This is a genomic window from Pseudarthrobacter sp. Hb11 (assembly GCF_059383655.1).
Genome location: NZ_JBWZCM010000004.1, coordinates 98,332 through 112,006, shown reverse-complemented (window position 1 = coordinate 112,006; position 13,675 = coordinate 98,332). Strand labels below are relative to the sequence as shown.

Here is a 13,675-nt window from a genome sequence, read left to right as displayed (position 1 = left end):
TTGGCGGACCGGCGCTGTTCAAGAGGGTGCGGGCGGGCTGAGAATAAGCTATGTCGTCAGAACACATCCGCGGTACCTCACCCCTGCTGGTAGGCGTGGCCCCCAACCAGCATCCAGAGGTCCTGCAAACCGCCGCCAACCTCGCCGCACGGCTGGGGACCCGCTTGCTCTGTGCGTACGTGGATGAAGCCAGCTACCTTGTGGAATGGGACCCGGCGAGGTCCGCCCACAGACTCTCCCTGCACCCGGACGCCGACGCGGGGAACATCGGCGGCGTGACGTTGGAGCTTAAGGTTGCGATAGAGGCCGCGGTGGCCCAGGTGCCGCCCGGAACCGCGGCGGCGGAATGGACCCTGCAAACGCTCACAGGGGATCCGGCCCGCGCCCTGGCCCAGCTCGCAGCGGAATCCAACGCGCCGATGATCATTGTGGGAACTTCCGAGCGGGGCTTCTCGCATCGCCTTGCGGAAGCACTCAGCGGGTCGGTGGGTGCCTGGCTCACGCATCACCAGAGCAGGCCTGTCCTCATCGTCCCCTACCGGATGGCAGCCCACGAGGACCGATCCTGACCTTCCAAAGCCCTCCCGTTTGCGCAGAAATCACGGGGAAGAAAGTAAAGCGAAAGTAGTTATTCCGGGTGCTGGCGGACCGGGCTACCAGCCCGTAAGCTGATGTGAGCAGGCCAATCCCAGCGATGTGGAGGCTGGCCTTGCCCAAGAGCTGCTCCGGAGTGCGTATCCCCCAATAACGCACTCCGGAGCTTTTTTGTGCTCAAAATTCTCCGCATGCGGCGATTGCAGATACCCCCAGGGGGTACTTGCACCTATACCCCCAAGGGGTATAGGGTGATGGCATGAGCGCAACGGATGAAGCTGTCACGGAAACCGCCATCGACCAGCCGGAGCACGGGTACACCGGGAACAAGGATGCCTACCTCCGCCGGCTCAAGCGCATCGAAGGCCAGGTGCGGGGAATCGCACGCATGGTGGATGAGGACAAGTACTGCATCGATATCCTCACCCAGGTCTCCGCAGTCACCAAGGCACTGCACGCCGTCAGCCTGGGACTCGTCGAGGAGCACATTGGCCACTGCGTGGTGGGTGCCGCCTCCGAACCTGACCCTGAACTTCGCGCAGAAGCCATCGATGCCAAAGTCAAGGAAGCCGCCGACGCCATCGGCCGGCTCCTCCGGTAACAACTGCCTGCCGTCGACGCATCCCTAACTTTCCTAAACAACGCCGTCCCACCCAACAAGGAGCAGCACATGAGCACCATTTCCCCTACCACCACCACTGTCAGCGTCTCCGGAATGACCTGCGGGCACTGCGTCTCGGCCGTCAGCGAAGAACTTGAGGCCCTCGCAGGCGTAGAGGCAGTGGACGTCGAACTGAACGCCGGCGGTATCTCCACAGTCACCATTACCTCCAGCAACCAACTGTCACCGTCCGAGATCGGCGAGGCCGTTGCAGAGGCGGGCTACCTGGTCGTCGCCAACGAAGCGTAAACACGAACACTGACTCGAGGAGCCGCATGAGCAGCCACGAACTTCTCCACCAACCCAAAACCCGGGTGGTGGAACTCGACATCGAGGGCATGACCTGCGCCTCCTGCGTCAACCGGGTGGAAAAGAAGCTCGGAAAGCTCCAAGGCGTCCAGGCCCTGGTCAACCTGCCCCTGGAATCCGCCCACGTAACAGTCCCGGCCGCCATCACGGACGAACAGTTGCTGAATACGGTCAGTGCCGCCGGTTATAAAGCAACCGTCCGCCAACCCACTCCGGCAGCGGAGACCGAGCACTCACCCGGCCGGCTCCGCCCCCGCCTGATCCTGGCTGCTGCCCTCACGGTGCCGGTGTTTCTGATCTCCATGGTCCCCGCGTTCCAGTTCCCGCAGTGGGGCTGGGCTGCGGCCGGGTTGGCACTGCCTGTGGTGACGTGGGCAGCGTGGCCGTTCCACCGTGCCGCCGCCATCAATGCCCGCCACTTCGCCTCCACCATGGACACCTTGGTGTCCATCGGCGTTGTCGCAGCGTACCTGTTCTCGGCCTGGCAGCTGTTTGCAGATCCCCTGCTGACCCAGCACCCCGGCATGGAGGGGATGGAGCAGGGCGGCCTCTATTTTGAGGTTGCGGCCGTCGTCACCACTTTCCTGCTCCTGGGCCGCTACCTTGAAGCCAACGCCAAGCAAAAGGCCGGCGACGCCCTGCACGCCCTCCTCAGCCTCGGCGCCAAAGACGCCACCCTTCTCAACGACGGAACGGAACACCGGGTCCCCGCCGAGCGGCTCCAGGTGGGCGACATTCTGGTGATCCGGCCGGGCGAGAAGATCGCCACTGATGGCGTGGTGATAGAGGGGACCTCGGCAGTGGACGCCTCCCTGGTCACCGGAGAATCGGTACCCGTGGAGGTGGGCCCGGACAGCCGGGTCACCGGCGCAACCATCAACACATCCGGCCGCCTGCTGGTCCGGGCCACCCGTGTGGGCTCCGAGACCACCCTCGCGCAGATGGCACGGCTGGTGTCCCAGGCCCAGACGGGCAAGGCTCCCATCGCCCGTCTCGCAGACCGCATCAGCGCCGTGTTCGTTCCCGTAGTCCTGGCGATCGCCGCTCTCACGTTTGTGCTTTGGCTGCTCTTCGCGGGCTTGGAAGAAGCAGGGCTGCGATCGGCCTTCATTGCCGCCGTCGCCGTCCTGGTGATTGCCTGCCCGTGTGCGCTGGGGCTGGCGACTCCCGTCGGCCTGCTCACGGGCACCGGCCGGGGCGCCCAACTGGGAATCCTCATCAAGGGCCCGCAGGTCCTGGAGGACACCCGCACGGTGGACACCATCCTGCTGGACAAAACCGGGACCGTCACCACAGGACTGCTCGCCGTGGACACCACCCTTGCCTTCGAGGGGTTTGAGGAGCGTGAGGTGTTGAGGCTGGCCGGCGCGGTGGAAGCGGCTTCCGAGCACCCTATCGCCCGTGCCATCGCCGCCGCGGCATTGGCCCAGCAGGCGGGGACAGCCACTCAATCAGCGTCCGACGGCGGGCGCTTGCCATCGGTGCAGGCCTTCCGTTCCGCTCCGGGCGGCGGAGTCGCCGGAACCGTCGAGGGCAGGCAGATCACTGCAGGACGCAGCGGCTGGCTTGAGGAAAACGGCATCACCATGGCTCCCGGGCAGCTGAAGCTGCTGGCAGCGGCGGAAGCAGCAGGCGCCACAGCCATCTGGGTTGCCGTGGATGGTACGGCTGCCGGCATCATCAACCTGCGGGACACCATCAAGGACGGCTCGGCAGCCGCCGTCGGCCGGATGAAGTCCTTGGGTTTGCGGCCCATCCTCTTGACCGGGGACAACGCCGCCGTCGCCGCCCAGGTGGCCGCCGCCGTCGGCATTGATTCCGCAGACGTCTACGCGGGGGTCCTGCCCGAAGGCAAGGTGGAGGTGGTGCGCACATTGCAGTCCCGGGGCGCGACCGTGGCCATGGCAGGAGACGGCGTCAATGATGCCGCAGCGCTGGCCCAGGCTGACCTCGGTATCGCCATGGGATCCGGCACTGATGTGGCCATCGAGGCGGCCGACCTCACTGTGATGGGAAACGACCTCTCGCAGGTGGTCCAGGCCATCGAGCTGTCCCGCAGGACTTTGGCCACCATCAAAACCAACCTGTTTTGGGCGTTCTTCTATAACGCGGTGGGCATCCCGGTGGCGGCCCTGGGACTGCTCAACCCAATGATCGCCGGCGCCGCGATGGCAGCCAGTTCCGTCCTGGTGGTGGCCAACTCACTCCGCCTGCGGAGTTTCGGGAAGCAGGGCTAAGGCTGGCTTCAGGCAGCCCCATACCTCAGGGCTGCCCGCGCCCGCGCCTTGGCGGCCTCGGCGTCCCGGTCCTTGGGTGGCGCCTGCGTCACCAGCGCATCCAGAAGGTGTTGGGTGATGTGGGCGATCTCGTGGACCGCTTCCTCAAAGGCTTCCTCGTTGGCCTTGGAAGGCTTGGTGCTTCCGCTGACCTTGCGCACGTACTGCAGCGCTGCGGCGTGCACTTCCTCGGACGTGGCGTGGGGTTCGAAGTTGTGAAGGGTTCGGATATTCCGGCACATACAGCCATGCTAGGCTCTGAACCGCCTGGGATCGACCCCTCCGCTACGGGTTTAGGGGCCCCGCAATGAATGCTCCGGAACGCGCACCACCATGCTCACCAAGGTGGCGGAACCACGCAAGGAAGCCGGCGGCCTCCGCACCTACGGGACAGGTTCGACGTCGTTCGCGTGTTCCAGCGGGGACGCCGCCCTGGGTGCCTCCATGGCCCCTCCGGCGGGCAGGACTGCCGGGCGCCGCAGCTCGTCGAGCCGGACGAGGATGACGCCTCCCACGATCAGCACGCCGCCGAGGAGCTGGATGGCGGCGGGGAGTTCGCCCAGCAGCAGCCAGGCCCACACCACGGCGAACAGGACCTCGGTCAGCGACACGAAGGACGCCACCTTGGAGCCGAGGGCACGGGCGGCCATAATGCCGGAGACGTAGGCCAGCACCGTGGCCAGGATGACCAGGCCGGCCAGCGAAACCCACCAGGGAGTGACCCACGGGCCCAGCTTGGTGTCGGCCGTGCTGAAGGCCATGGGCAGCAGGCCGGTTGCCGCCGCCAGCCACATGATGGCAGCGCCCACCAGAAGTCCGCCGGAGGCCAGGACGATGGGTGGAAGGGAGTCGTTCTCCTTCGCGGTGATGAAGAAATAGACGGCGAGGCAGACTGCTGCGGCCATGCCCCAAAAAACACCTACCAGGTCAATCCTGACCGCACCCGTGAGGTCAAGGACCAGGACCAGGCCGGCGAGGGAAAGCAGCGTTCCGGCGAAGGTCAGCACCCGCGGCCGCTTCCGGCTGGCCGCCCACAGCCACAGCACGATGATCACCGGTGCCAGGTACTCGAGCAGGAGCGCCACGCCCACCGAAAGCCTGGCCACGGCGTTGAAGTAGAACAGCTGGCAGGCGGCGACGCCGATCAGTCCGAAAAGCAGAATGGTCAGCCAGTTGTCCCGGAGCTGGTGCCAGCGGCCGCGCAGGGCGGGAACCGCGGGGACGGCGAGAATCAGGGCAGCGCCGGTGAGCCGGGCAGTGACGGCAGCCCCGGGAGACCACCCCGTTTCCAGCAAGGCCTTGGCGAAGGATCCGGAGAGGCCAAACACTGCGGACGAGAACAGCGCGATGCCGAGGCCGGAGGCCAGGAAGCTGCGCTTACCTGCGGGCACCCTCAAGTTGGGGGTGCGTTTGCTCGCGGCAGACATCGCTGCCTCCTGTCAGGAGTAAAGTGGGGTGATGGTCATGACAGTACGGGAAGCGCCGTAAGGAGTCAAAATGGTTTTTGCCCCTGACACTGAGGTGGCTTTGCGGACAGTGGTTCACCTGGTCAATTCAGCAGCCAATGGAAGCGAAGGGCTTGGATCGGCAGCGGATTTGGACAGCTTCCTGGCAGCTGAAGGATTTACCGGTTCGCGGACCCGGGATGAGGACGAACTGGCCAGCGTGCGCCAACTGCGCCAACAGCTCTCGGCGGTGTGGACCGCGGACGAAGACGCTGCCGTGGAGACGGTGAACCGCCTGCTGCGGGAGGCCCGGGCCCTGCCTCAATTGGTGAAGCACGATCACTGGGACTGGCACCTGCACGCCACCACCCACGAGGCCCCGCTGGTGGACCGGATGAGCACGGAAGCGGCCATGGCTTTGGCGGACGTGATCCGCGGCAAGGAGATGGACCGGCTGCGTATCTGTGAGTCGGAGGACTGCGACGCTGCAGTGCTGGACCTCAGCAGGAACCGGTCGAAGCGGTACTGCGATACGGGGAACTGCGCCAACCGTGCGCACGTGGCAGCCTACCGGGCACGCCAGGCGGCAACCGGCTAGCAGAAGACTAGCGGGAGCCCGGAGTGTCTGGCTCGTCAGGGGCACCCGGGTCCTGTGGGCGTGGAGATCCAAACCCGTGGGATTGCTTGGGTGCTGAGCTGAGGTTCACGCCGGATCCCTTGCCCAGGTAATCAGCGTTGTCCTTGTGGCTCATTGAGAGCATCGCGGCAATCACCAGGGTGACAATGAACGCAATGCCGGCAGCGGTGAAGGCCAGATCGAAGCGGGGGGCCCGTGCGCTGCCGCCGGAGGCGAAAATCACGACGGCGACGAAGGCAACTACGGCCCAAAACGCGGAAAACATCAGCGGGCCCCTCACCGAGGTCCGCATCTTGCGCGGATGTCCTGGTTGCTGGTCTGCCACGGTGATTCCTCCCTGCAGGCGGTGCGGGGCCGCCTGGGTCAATGTCTTTCGGTAGTCCGCCCGGCTATTTTCTACGAGAAGTAGAACCGGACACCCTCCTAGTTTACGGGTTCCCCGCTTCACTGCGGGCATCGTGCCGGATGGTCAGACCGGCAAGGGCCCAGAGCACGCCGGAGATGATGGCCCCGCCGCCGGCAACACCCAGCAGCGCATGCGCGCCGAGGCTGATAAAAAAGGGCAGGATGACGGCGGTGCCAAGGGCAATGAGCCCCGACGCGATCCAGTCCCGGGCCAGCACATGCCGGCCCCGGGATCTCAGCCCGCAGGTCAGCTCGAGGGCCCCCGCTACGCCCAGGCCGAGGGAGGCAGTCACACCGAACAGCAGGTCCCCGTGCAGCACTACCAGAGCGAACCCGGCACCGGCCAGCACGGAACCGGCGGCGGAAAGCATCTTGCCAACCGCGCTGTCCCGCTGGAAGCCCGCCGCCGGAATGCCCCACATCAGGAGCAGGCCTGTTGCCAGCAGGTAAAGCCCGCCGGACCAGCCCATAACCTCTACGGAGGGCGCCGCCCAGAAAATGGTCACGGCCCCGAAAACCAGCGCCGCCACAGAACGGAGCAGCACAGGCTTCCACAGCTCGGCCGTGGGAGCCGTTCCGGAAGCAGCGCCGGCGGGAGTTTTCGGTTGAGTCACCGGTCCAGTTTAGTGGGGGCCCGGCCTACGGCGAACCGAGCACCATCCAGCGGTCAGACCGGGCGCGGGCACCCAGGGTGACGGCGCGGGCCGCCATGTAACCGAGGGCGAAGGCTGCCCACAGCCAGCTAAGGCCCGCCGCGCCGCCTGCACCCGTCAGGGCCACGGCGAGCAGCAGCGGCGCGTACACCGCGAGGTTAACCACACCTGCGAGCGCGAGGTACTTTGCATCCCCGGCGCCAATCAACACCCCGTCCAAGACAAAAACATAACCGGCGATGGGCTGGCCGGCGGCAAGGATCCACAGCGCCACGGCCAGGGCCGAGTGCACTTCGGGATCGGAGGTGAAAAGTGAGCCGGCCCAGGGCGCGGCAACGGCGAGCAGCGCCCCGGTAACCGCTCCGAAGCCGAGTCCCCAGCGGGTCATGGTCCCGGTCAGAAGCCGTGCCCTTGCAGGGTTCGAGGCACCAAGCTCCTTGCCGATCAGCGCCTGCGCGGCGATGGCGAGGGCGTCCAAAGCGAAGGCCAGGAACGAGAAGATGGTCATGGCCAGTTGATGGGCAGCGAGGTTAACGGGCCCCTGCGCGGTGACCACAACAACCGTTGCCAGGATGGCCACCCGGAGGCTGAGGGTCCGCAGCATCAGCCAGGACCCCACCCGCGTCATGCTCCTGATGCCGCGCCAGCTCGGCAGGAGGCTGACGCCGTTGCGCCGGGCATTCCGCTGCACCATCACCAGGTAGACGGCGGCCATGGCCCATTGGGCCAGGCTCGTACCCACGGCGGAACCGGTAACCGACCAGCCCAGACCGTAGACGAGCCACAGGTTCAGGACGATGTTGAGGCCAAACCCGGCGGTGGCCACCACGAGCGGCGTCCGGGTGTCCTGCAGGCCGCGGAGAAGGCCGGTGCCGGCAAAGATGAGCAGCATGGCCACCAGCCCCGGCATGGACCAGCGAAGGTAGTCGACGGCGAAAGTGCGCACCTCGCCTTCCGCTCCCAGAAGGCCGATCAGCGGGTCGGCGGCCAGGAAGCCGGCCACGGCCAGAACTGTGCCGAGCAGCAGTGCCAGCCAGACGCCGTCGCGCCCGGCAGCGAGGGCCTTGCCCAGCTGGCCGTCACCGATGGCGCGGGCCACGGCCGGGGTAGTGGAATAGGCGAGGAAGACCATCAGGCCGACGGCTGTATGCAGCACCGCCGACGCCAATCCCACCCCAGCCAGCTGGGCGACGCCAAGGTGACCCACGATGGCCGAGTCCGCCAGCAAAAACAGCGGTTCGGCCACGAGCGCACCGAAAGCGGGGACAGCCAGCCGGAGGATTTCGCGGGCATGCCCCTTCGGCGGCGCAACCGGTGAATGGGCAGGTAATGGGGGCATCCAGCCAGCTTAATGCGCCTCGTGCGGATGGCCGCGGGTGCATGACAAAGCCCACATTATGACGCCAATAGTTGACACTTCAACCATTGGCGCGGAAGACTTAAGTCCCATGAACCAGTCACGACTTACCACCACCGCCATTACCGCCCTTCGCATCATCCTGGGCTTCCTCTTCGCCGCCCACGGCTGGCAGAAGTTCAACGAGTGGACCATCGCCGGCACGCAGGCGTCGTTCGCCAAGATGGGCGTCCCGGCAGCTGAGATTGCCGCGCCGGCCGTGGCCATTCTGGAACTGGCCGGCGGAATCGCCCTGATCCTCGGCATCCTCACCCGCGTTGTCGCGGCGCTCCTGGCACTGGACATGCTGGGCGCCCTGTTCCTGGTCCACGCGTCCGCCGGCGTGTTCGCCGCGAACGGCGGCTACGAACTGGTGCTGCTCCTCGCGGCCGCAGCCTTCGCCTTGGCGCTGACCGGCGCCGGCCGCCTCTCGGCGGACCGCGCGCTCTTTGGCCGCAGCAACTCGAAACTGGCCCTCCTGGCCTGATCCTTATAGCCGGCCTCAGCCGGGAAGCGCGCGACGGCGGATGGGCACTCAGGTGCGCATCCGCCGTCGCGCGTTGGAGCGCAAGACTGCGGCGCCGGTGCATTGTGTGGTCTTCAGGGGCAGGGAAACAAACTGGAACATACGGCACCAGAAACTCACGGGAAAGTTGGGAAAACGCTTGCCATCCGGCTTCCCGAGCTGATAAACCATTGAGTGCTGCAGTGAGAGCTGCATCACCCCTCCCAGGTCTCAGCCATTACCGCTTCACTCGGAAGCCTCAAGCGCGTAACTTCGCCGCAGTTTGTGCGCCCTCGTTCTTGAATCGTTCCAATCCTCCTGGGTACCGCTTTGCCACCGCTCATCGAAGGAGATGTCCGTGATTACACCCCCGCAAGTGACACCGCTGCCCCAGGAAGCACCACCACCCCGCCAGCGCAGGCTCCCCGCCGGAGCGAAAGCAGTCACAGCCGCCGTGGCTTCCGCTGCCATCGCCTTCACCGGACTCCCGGCAGTCCAGGCCGATACCGCCCTGCCGCCGGTGGGAAGCGGCTTCAAATTCGATTTCGGCCCGGGAGCCCTGGCAGACGGTTACACAGCTGTAGGCGCCGGCACGCAGTATTCTTCCGGCACCAAGTTCGGCTTCACAGATACGGCGGTCACCTCCGGCGTGGACCGCGGCACGGGGGACCCGCTGCGGTCCGACTTTGTCCAGGCCGAGGGCAGCTCCTTCCTGGTGGACCTGCCCAACGGTGACTACACCGTCAAGCTCATCGCCGGTGACGCAGCCGAAGCCACGAACATCGCCATCACGGCGGAGAAGATGGCCAAGGTCCAGGCAACCGACAAGCCGGCCGGCCAGTACCTGGAGATGGAATTCCCCATCTCCCTGGTGGACGGCCAACTCAACCTCGATTTCACGGGAACGGCCGCGAAGATCAACTCCCTGGTGGTCACGGCCCGCGCTCCCCGCACCGCTACGACAGATCCCGGCGTCTATCTCGCCGGCGACTCCACCGTGCAGACCTACGATCCCGGTTTTGCGCCCCAGGCAGGGTGGGGCCAAATGATCGACCGGTACTTTGATGACAGCGTCTCTTTCAAGAACCACGCCATCGGCGGCCGCAGTTCCAAGAACTTCATCAGCCAGGGCCGGCTGGACGAGATCCTGCGCGTTATCAACCCCGGCGACTACCTGCTGGTCCAGTTTGGCCACAACGATGCCACCATCGGCGTCGATGACCGCTACGCCTCCCCCGCCGACTACAAGGAATACCTCCGGACGTACGTAAACGGCGCCCGCCAGCGAGGGGCCACCCCTGTGCTGGTGACCCCCGTGGGCCGCCGGGACTTTGACGAAGCCACCGGCAAGTTCCGGGTCAGCTTCCCCGAGTACGTGGCCAAGATGCAGGAACTGGCCGCCGAGGAAAACGTGGCATTGGTGGACCTCTCCGCCTCGAGCCGCGCCTACTATGACGCCATCGGCCCGGAGGACACCAAGTCCGTGTTCCTCCACGTCGATGCCGGCGTCTACCCCGGCCGCCCCACCGGCACGGTGGACAACACCCACTTCCAGGAGTACGGCGCCATCCAGATCGCACGCCTGGTGGCCGGCGGAGTAAAGCAGCTCAGCGTTCCGCTGGCGGCACGCGTGAAGGAAGTCGCGCCGCCGTCGTCCGTTCCTGCAAAGCCCCAGGGACTGGTGGCCGGGAGCGTGTCCAACGCAGGAGCGCTCTTAAAGTGGCAGCCGGTCGAAGGCGCGGACATCTACAAGGTGTACCGCAAACTGGCATCCGAGCCGGACAGCGCCTACAAGCTCACCACCACCGCCACTGTCCCCACCGCCAACCTGGCCGGACTGGCTGAAGGCACGGCCTACAGCGTCCGCGTTGCAGCCATGAACGGCAAGGGCCTCTCCGAGCCCAGCGACACCCTCACCGTGACCACCAAACAGGCGAAGTACAAGTTCGATTTCGGGCCGGTGGGAGCACCGCTTGAGGCCGGCTACACCGAGGTCAACCGGACTATGGCCTACACCCCGGAGCGGGGCTTCGGCTTCAAGGACATCGCTGTGCTCAGCGACCGGGACCGGGGAGCGGTGACCAGCAACCTGCTGCGCGACTTCGTCCTCAGCGGCTCCAGCTTCGAGTTCCAGCTCGACGTCCCCAACGGCACGTACGCCCTGAAGACCTACCACAGCGACTGGATCGGCTCCACCCGGACGGACGTGGCCGCCGAGGGCACTCCCTTCGGCCAGGTGTCCTCCAGCAGGGCATCCTCGGCCACCAAGATCATCAACCAGGTCCTGGTTTCCGACGGCCAGCTGAACCTGGCTATCAGCGGCTCCGGCCAGCGGCTCAACGGGCTGGAGGTTACCCCGCTCCTGGTGGGCCCCACCAACCTGCGCACCGCTGCGGTTGACGCCGCTGCCGAACCGCCCACCGTGGACCTCGCCTGGGACGCCGTGGCAGACGCCGCCGGCTACAAGGTGTTCCGGCAGGCCTCCTTCGAAGCTGAACCGCAGGTGATCGCCGAAAACGTCACGGCACCGTCCTTCCAGGACACCACTGCCTTCGCCGGACTGAAGTACAAGTACTTCGTCACGGCGCTGGACAGCACAGGACTGGAATCCGTCCCTTCCAACACGGTGCAGACCGCCCTGGTGGATCCCAGCACCCCTGTCCCTGCAGCCACCGGCAAAGTGGACGTAAAGGCGGTGGAGAAGACCAGCGTCACGCTCAAGTGGCAGAAGGTCTCCGGCGCTGCCGCGTACCAGGTCTACCGGTCCACGTCCCCCGATGGCCCCTTCGACTACGTCGGCCGCGCAACCGAGGTGAACTACACCGACTACAGCGTGCTGACCACCATCAAGTACTACTACCGCGTGACCACCGTCAACAAGGGCGGCGAATCCGTGCCCTCCCCTGCGGTGGGAACCGGGAAGGTCACCGTAATCAACCGCCAGATGGAGAAGCTGGACCGCGCCCCCGTGGCCCTGCTGACCGGTGACGGTGTACGCGTCGGCTGGCGGATGCTTGGCCTGGACCCTGAGCAGGTTGGCTTCCATGTAATCCGCGACGGCGTCCAGCTCACCGACGAGCCGATCCGCAACAGCACCACCTACCTGGATGCCACAGGAACCGCGGCCTCCAGGTACGTCATCAAGACAGTGGGCAACGGCGGGGACCAGCTCACCGCCGAGTTTGCGCCGCTGGCGCAGGACTACCTGGCCATCAAGCTGGACAAGCCGGCGGACGACTACACCAAGGACGGCCAGCCCTACAGCTACTCCGCAGGTGACTCCAGCGTGGCGGACCTGGACGGCGATGGCACCTACGAGGTCATCCAGATGTGGTCACCGTCCAACTCCAAGGACAACTCGCAGGCAGGCTACACCGGTACTGTCTACGTGGACGCCTACAGGATGGACGGCACCAGGCTCTGGCGCATCAACATGGGCCCGAACATCCGGGCCGGCGCCCACTACACCCAGCTGCTCGCGTACGACTTCGACGGCGACGGCAAGGCGGAGATCGCCATGAAGACGGCGGACGGAACCCGGGACGCGGCCGGCACAGCGGTGGGCAACCCAAGCGCCGACCACCGCAACAGCACCGGCTACGTGCTCACCGGCGATGAATTCCTGACCGTGTTCCACGGCGCCACGGGCACTGTGATGGATACCGTGAAGTACGATCCGCCGCGCGGCGACGTGGGGGCCTGGGGAGACACGTACGGCAACCGCGTGGACCGCTTCCTTGCAGGCGTGGCCTACCTGGACGGCGAGCACCCCTCCATGATGTTCAGCCGCGGCTACTACACCCGTGCCGCACTGGCCACCTACGACCTGGTGGCCGGCAAGATCGTCAAGCGCTGGGTCTTCGATTCGGATGCTGCCGGCGCCCAGTACCGGGGCCAGGGCAACCACAACCTCTCCGTCGCGGACGTTGACGCCGACGGCAAGGACGAGTTCGTTTTCGGCTCCATGACCATCGATGACAACGGCAAGCCGCTCTACAACACCGGCCTCGGCCACGGCGACGCCATCCACACCAGCGACCTCGATCCGTCCCGCCCGGGACTGGAGACCTTTGCCGCCCACGAGGACATGGGCTCAAGCGGCAACAAGGGTGCGACATTCCGGGATTCACGGACTGGTCAGCTGCTTTGGAGCATCCCGGCCACCAAGGACACCGGACGCGCTGCGGCCGGAGATATAGACCCCCGCCACGCAGGTGCCGAAGGCTGGGCCATCGGCGGCGACGCCGCCTGGAACTCCCCTGTCGGCGAGCTCCGGTCGGCCAAGGGCCAGTTAATCGCCAACAACATCCCGGCGGCCAACTTCCTGGCCTGGTGGGACGGCGACCTGCTCCGCGAAATCGTGGACCACGACTGGAACGCCGCAACCAACACCGGCACGCCCAGCATCGCCAAATGGAACTGGGAGACGGAGTCCAGCGACCGGCTGCTGACAGCCACCGGCGCCAAGACCAACAACAGCACCAAGGGGAACCCGGCCCTCCAGGCCGACCTCCTGGGTGACTGGCGGGAGGAACTGGCGTGGCCTTCGGCTGACAGCACGGAACTGCGGATCTACACCACCTCCGCGTCCACGGACGTCCGGCTCCGTACCCTGATGCATGATCCGGTGTACCGCCTTTCGGTGGCGCGCGAGAACATCGCCTACAACCAGCCGCCGCACCCCGGCTTCTTCATAGGCGAGGGGATGGAGCTTCCGGCCCAGCCGGACATCGTGTACACCCGCGCCGGCTAGGCTGCCGCGGCCGCACTAAGGTGACCAAGCTCTGCCCCGTC

The 13,675-nt window shown here is 66.1% G+C and carries 12 protein-coding genes; 7 read left to right on the top strand and 5 right to left on the bottom strand.

Translation table 11 applies throughout. From position 1 onward, the window contains the following. Positions 1 to 50: 50 nt before the first annotated feature. The 4 genes from AC50X7_RS08970 (at position 51) to AC50X7_RS08955 (ending at position 3,801) form a co-directional block, all read left to right on the top strand. Positions 51 to 569, top strand: coding sequence for a universal stress protein (locus AC50X7_RS08970; RefSeq protein ID WP_494978685.1), 519 nt, complete (start codon positions 51 to 53; stop codon positions 567 to 569). Positions 570 to 853: 284 nt separating this feature from the next. Further along, on the top strand, positions 854 to 1,195 hold the full coding sequence (locus AC50X7_RS08965; protein WP_494978684.1) for a metal-sensitive transcriptional regulator: 342 nt from the start codon (positions 854 to 856) through the stop codon (positions 1,193 to 1,195). Between the two features lie 69 nt (positions 1,196 to 1,264). After that, a complete protein-coding gene (locus AC50X7_RS08960; protein ID WP_494978683.1) occupies positions 1,265 to 1,504 on the top strand; it encodes a heavy-metal-associated domain-containing protein in 240 nt (79 codons plus the stop codon). Between the two features lie 26 nt (positions 1,505 to 1,530). Next, positions 1,531 to 3,801, top strand: coding sequence for a heavy metal translocating P-type ATPase (locus AC50X7_RS08955; RefSeq protein WP_494978682.1), 2,271 nt, complete (start codon positions 1,531 to 1,533; stop codon positions 3,799 to 3,801). An 8-nt stretch (positions 3,802 to 3,809) separates the two neighbouring features. On the opposite strand, the gene AC50X7_RS08950 is transcribed toward AC50X7_RS08955, so the two are convergent. Then, positions 3,810 to 4,082, bottom strand: coding sequence for a DUF2277 domain-containing protein (locus tag AC50X7_RS08950; protein ID WP_307097600.1), 273 nt, complete (start codon positions 4,080 to 4,082; stop codon positions 3,810 to 3,812). A gap of 141 nt (positions 4,083 to 4,223) precedes the next feature. Further along, complete coding sequence (locus tag AC50X7_RS08945) at positions 4,224 to 5,267, bottom strand: EamA family transporter (protein WP_494978681.1); 1,044 nt, start codon at positions 5,265 to 5,267, stop codon at positions 4,224 to 4,226. 70 nt (positions 5,268 to 5,337) lie between these two features. Here AC50X7_RS08945 and AC50X7_RS08940 point away from each other — a divergent pair, with 70 nt between their 5' ends. Continuing rightward, positions 5,338 to 5,883 carry a CGNR zinc finger domain-containing protein gene (locus tag AC50X7_RS08940; RefSeq protein ID WP_494978680.1) on the top strand — a complete coding sequence of 182 codons (546 nt, stop codon included), beginning with the start codon at positions 5,338 to 5,340 and terminating at the stop codon, positions 5,881 to 5,883. A 7-nt stretch (positions 5,884 to 5,890) separates the two neighbouring features. Here AC50X7_RS08940 and AC50X7_RS08935 read toward each other — a convergent pair whose 3' ends face one another. The 3 genes from AC50X7_RS08935 to AC50X7_RS08925 form a co-directional block, all read right to left on the bottom strand. After that, on the bottom strand, positions 5,891 to 6,247 hold the full coding sequence (locus tag AC50X7_RS08935) for a hypothetical protein (RefSeq protein WP_494978679.1): 357 nt from the start codon (positions 6,245 to 6,247) through the stop codon (positions 5,891 to 5,893). A gap of 103 nt (positions 6,248 to 6,350) precedes the next feature. Then, positions 6,351 to 6,941, bottom strand: a complete 591-nt coding sequence (locus tag AC50X7_RS08930) for a hypothetical protein (RefSeq protein WP_494978678.1) — start codon at positions 6,939 to 6,941, stop codon at positions 6,351 to 6,353. A 25-nt stretch (positions 6,942 to 6,966) separates the two neighbouring features. Then, positions 6,967 to 8,319, bottom strand: coding sequence for an MATE family efflux transporter (locus AC50X7_RS08925; protein ID WP_494978677.1), 1,353 nt, complete (start codon positions 8,317 to 8,319; stop codon positions 6,967 to 6,969). Positions 8,320 to 8,428: 109 nt separating this feature from the next. Here AC50X7_RS08925 and AC50X7_RS08920 point away from each other — a divergent pair, with 109 nt between their 5' ends. Beyond that, positions 8,429 to 8,863: a DoxX family protein gene (locus tag AC50X7_RS08920; protein ID WP_494978676.1), complete on the top strand. Its 435-nt coding sequence runs from the start codon at positions 8,429 to 8,431 to the stop codon at positions 8,861 to 8,863. Positions 8,864 to 9,239: 376 nt separating this feature from the next. Then, complete coding sequence (locus AC50X7_RS08915; protein WP_494978675.1) at positions 9,240 to 13,634, top strand: rhamnogalacturonan lyase family protein; 4,395 nt, start codon at positions 9,240 to 9,242, stop codon at positions 13,632 to 13,634. Positions 13,635 to 13,675 lie beyond the last annotated feature (41 nt).

Bases quoted from the DNA above. Each gene is read 5' to 3' on its own strand.
- AC50X7_RS08965 (WP_494978684.1), top strand. From the start codon at position 854: ATGAGCGCAACGGATGAAGCTGTCACGGAAACCGCCATCGACCAGCCG.
- AC50X7_RS08920 (WP_494978676.1), top strand. From the start codon at position 8,429: ATGAACCAGTCACGACTTACCACCACCGCCATTACCGCCCTTCGCATC.
- AC50X7_RS08970 (WP_494978685.1), top strand. From the start codon at position 51: ATGTCGTCAGAACACATCCGCGGTACCTCACCCCTGCTGGTAGGCGTG.
- AC50X7_RS08945 (WP_494978681.1), bottom strand. From the start codon at position 5,267: ATGTCTGCCGCGAGCAAACGCACCCCCAACTTGAGGGTGCCCGCAGGT.
- AC50X7_RS08960 (WP_494978683.1), top strand. From the start codon at position 1,265: ATGAGCACCATTTCCCCTACCACCACCACTGTCAGCGTCTCCGGAATG.
- AC50X7_RS08950 (WP_307097600.1), bottom strand. From the start codon at position 4,082: ATGTGCCGGAATATCCGAACCCTTCACAACTTCGAACCCCACGCCACG.
- AC50X7_RS08925 (WP_494978677.1), bottom strand. From the start codon at position 8,319: ATGCCCCCATTACCTGCCCATTCACCGGTTGCGCCGCCGAAGGGGCAT.
- AC50X7_RS08955 (WP_494978682.1), top strand. From the start codon at position 1,531: ATGAGCAGCCACGAACTTCTCCACCAACCCAAAACCCGGGTGGTGGAA.
- AC50X7_RS08940 (WP_494978680.1), top strand. From the start codon at position 5,338: ATGGTTTTTGCCCCTGACACTGAGGTGGCTTTGCGGACAGTGGTTCAC.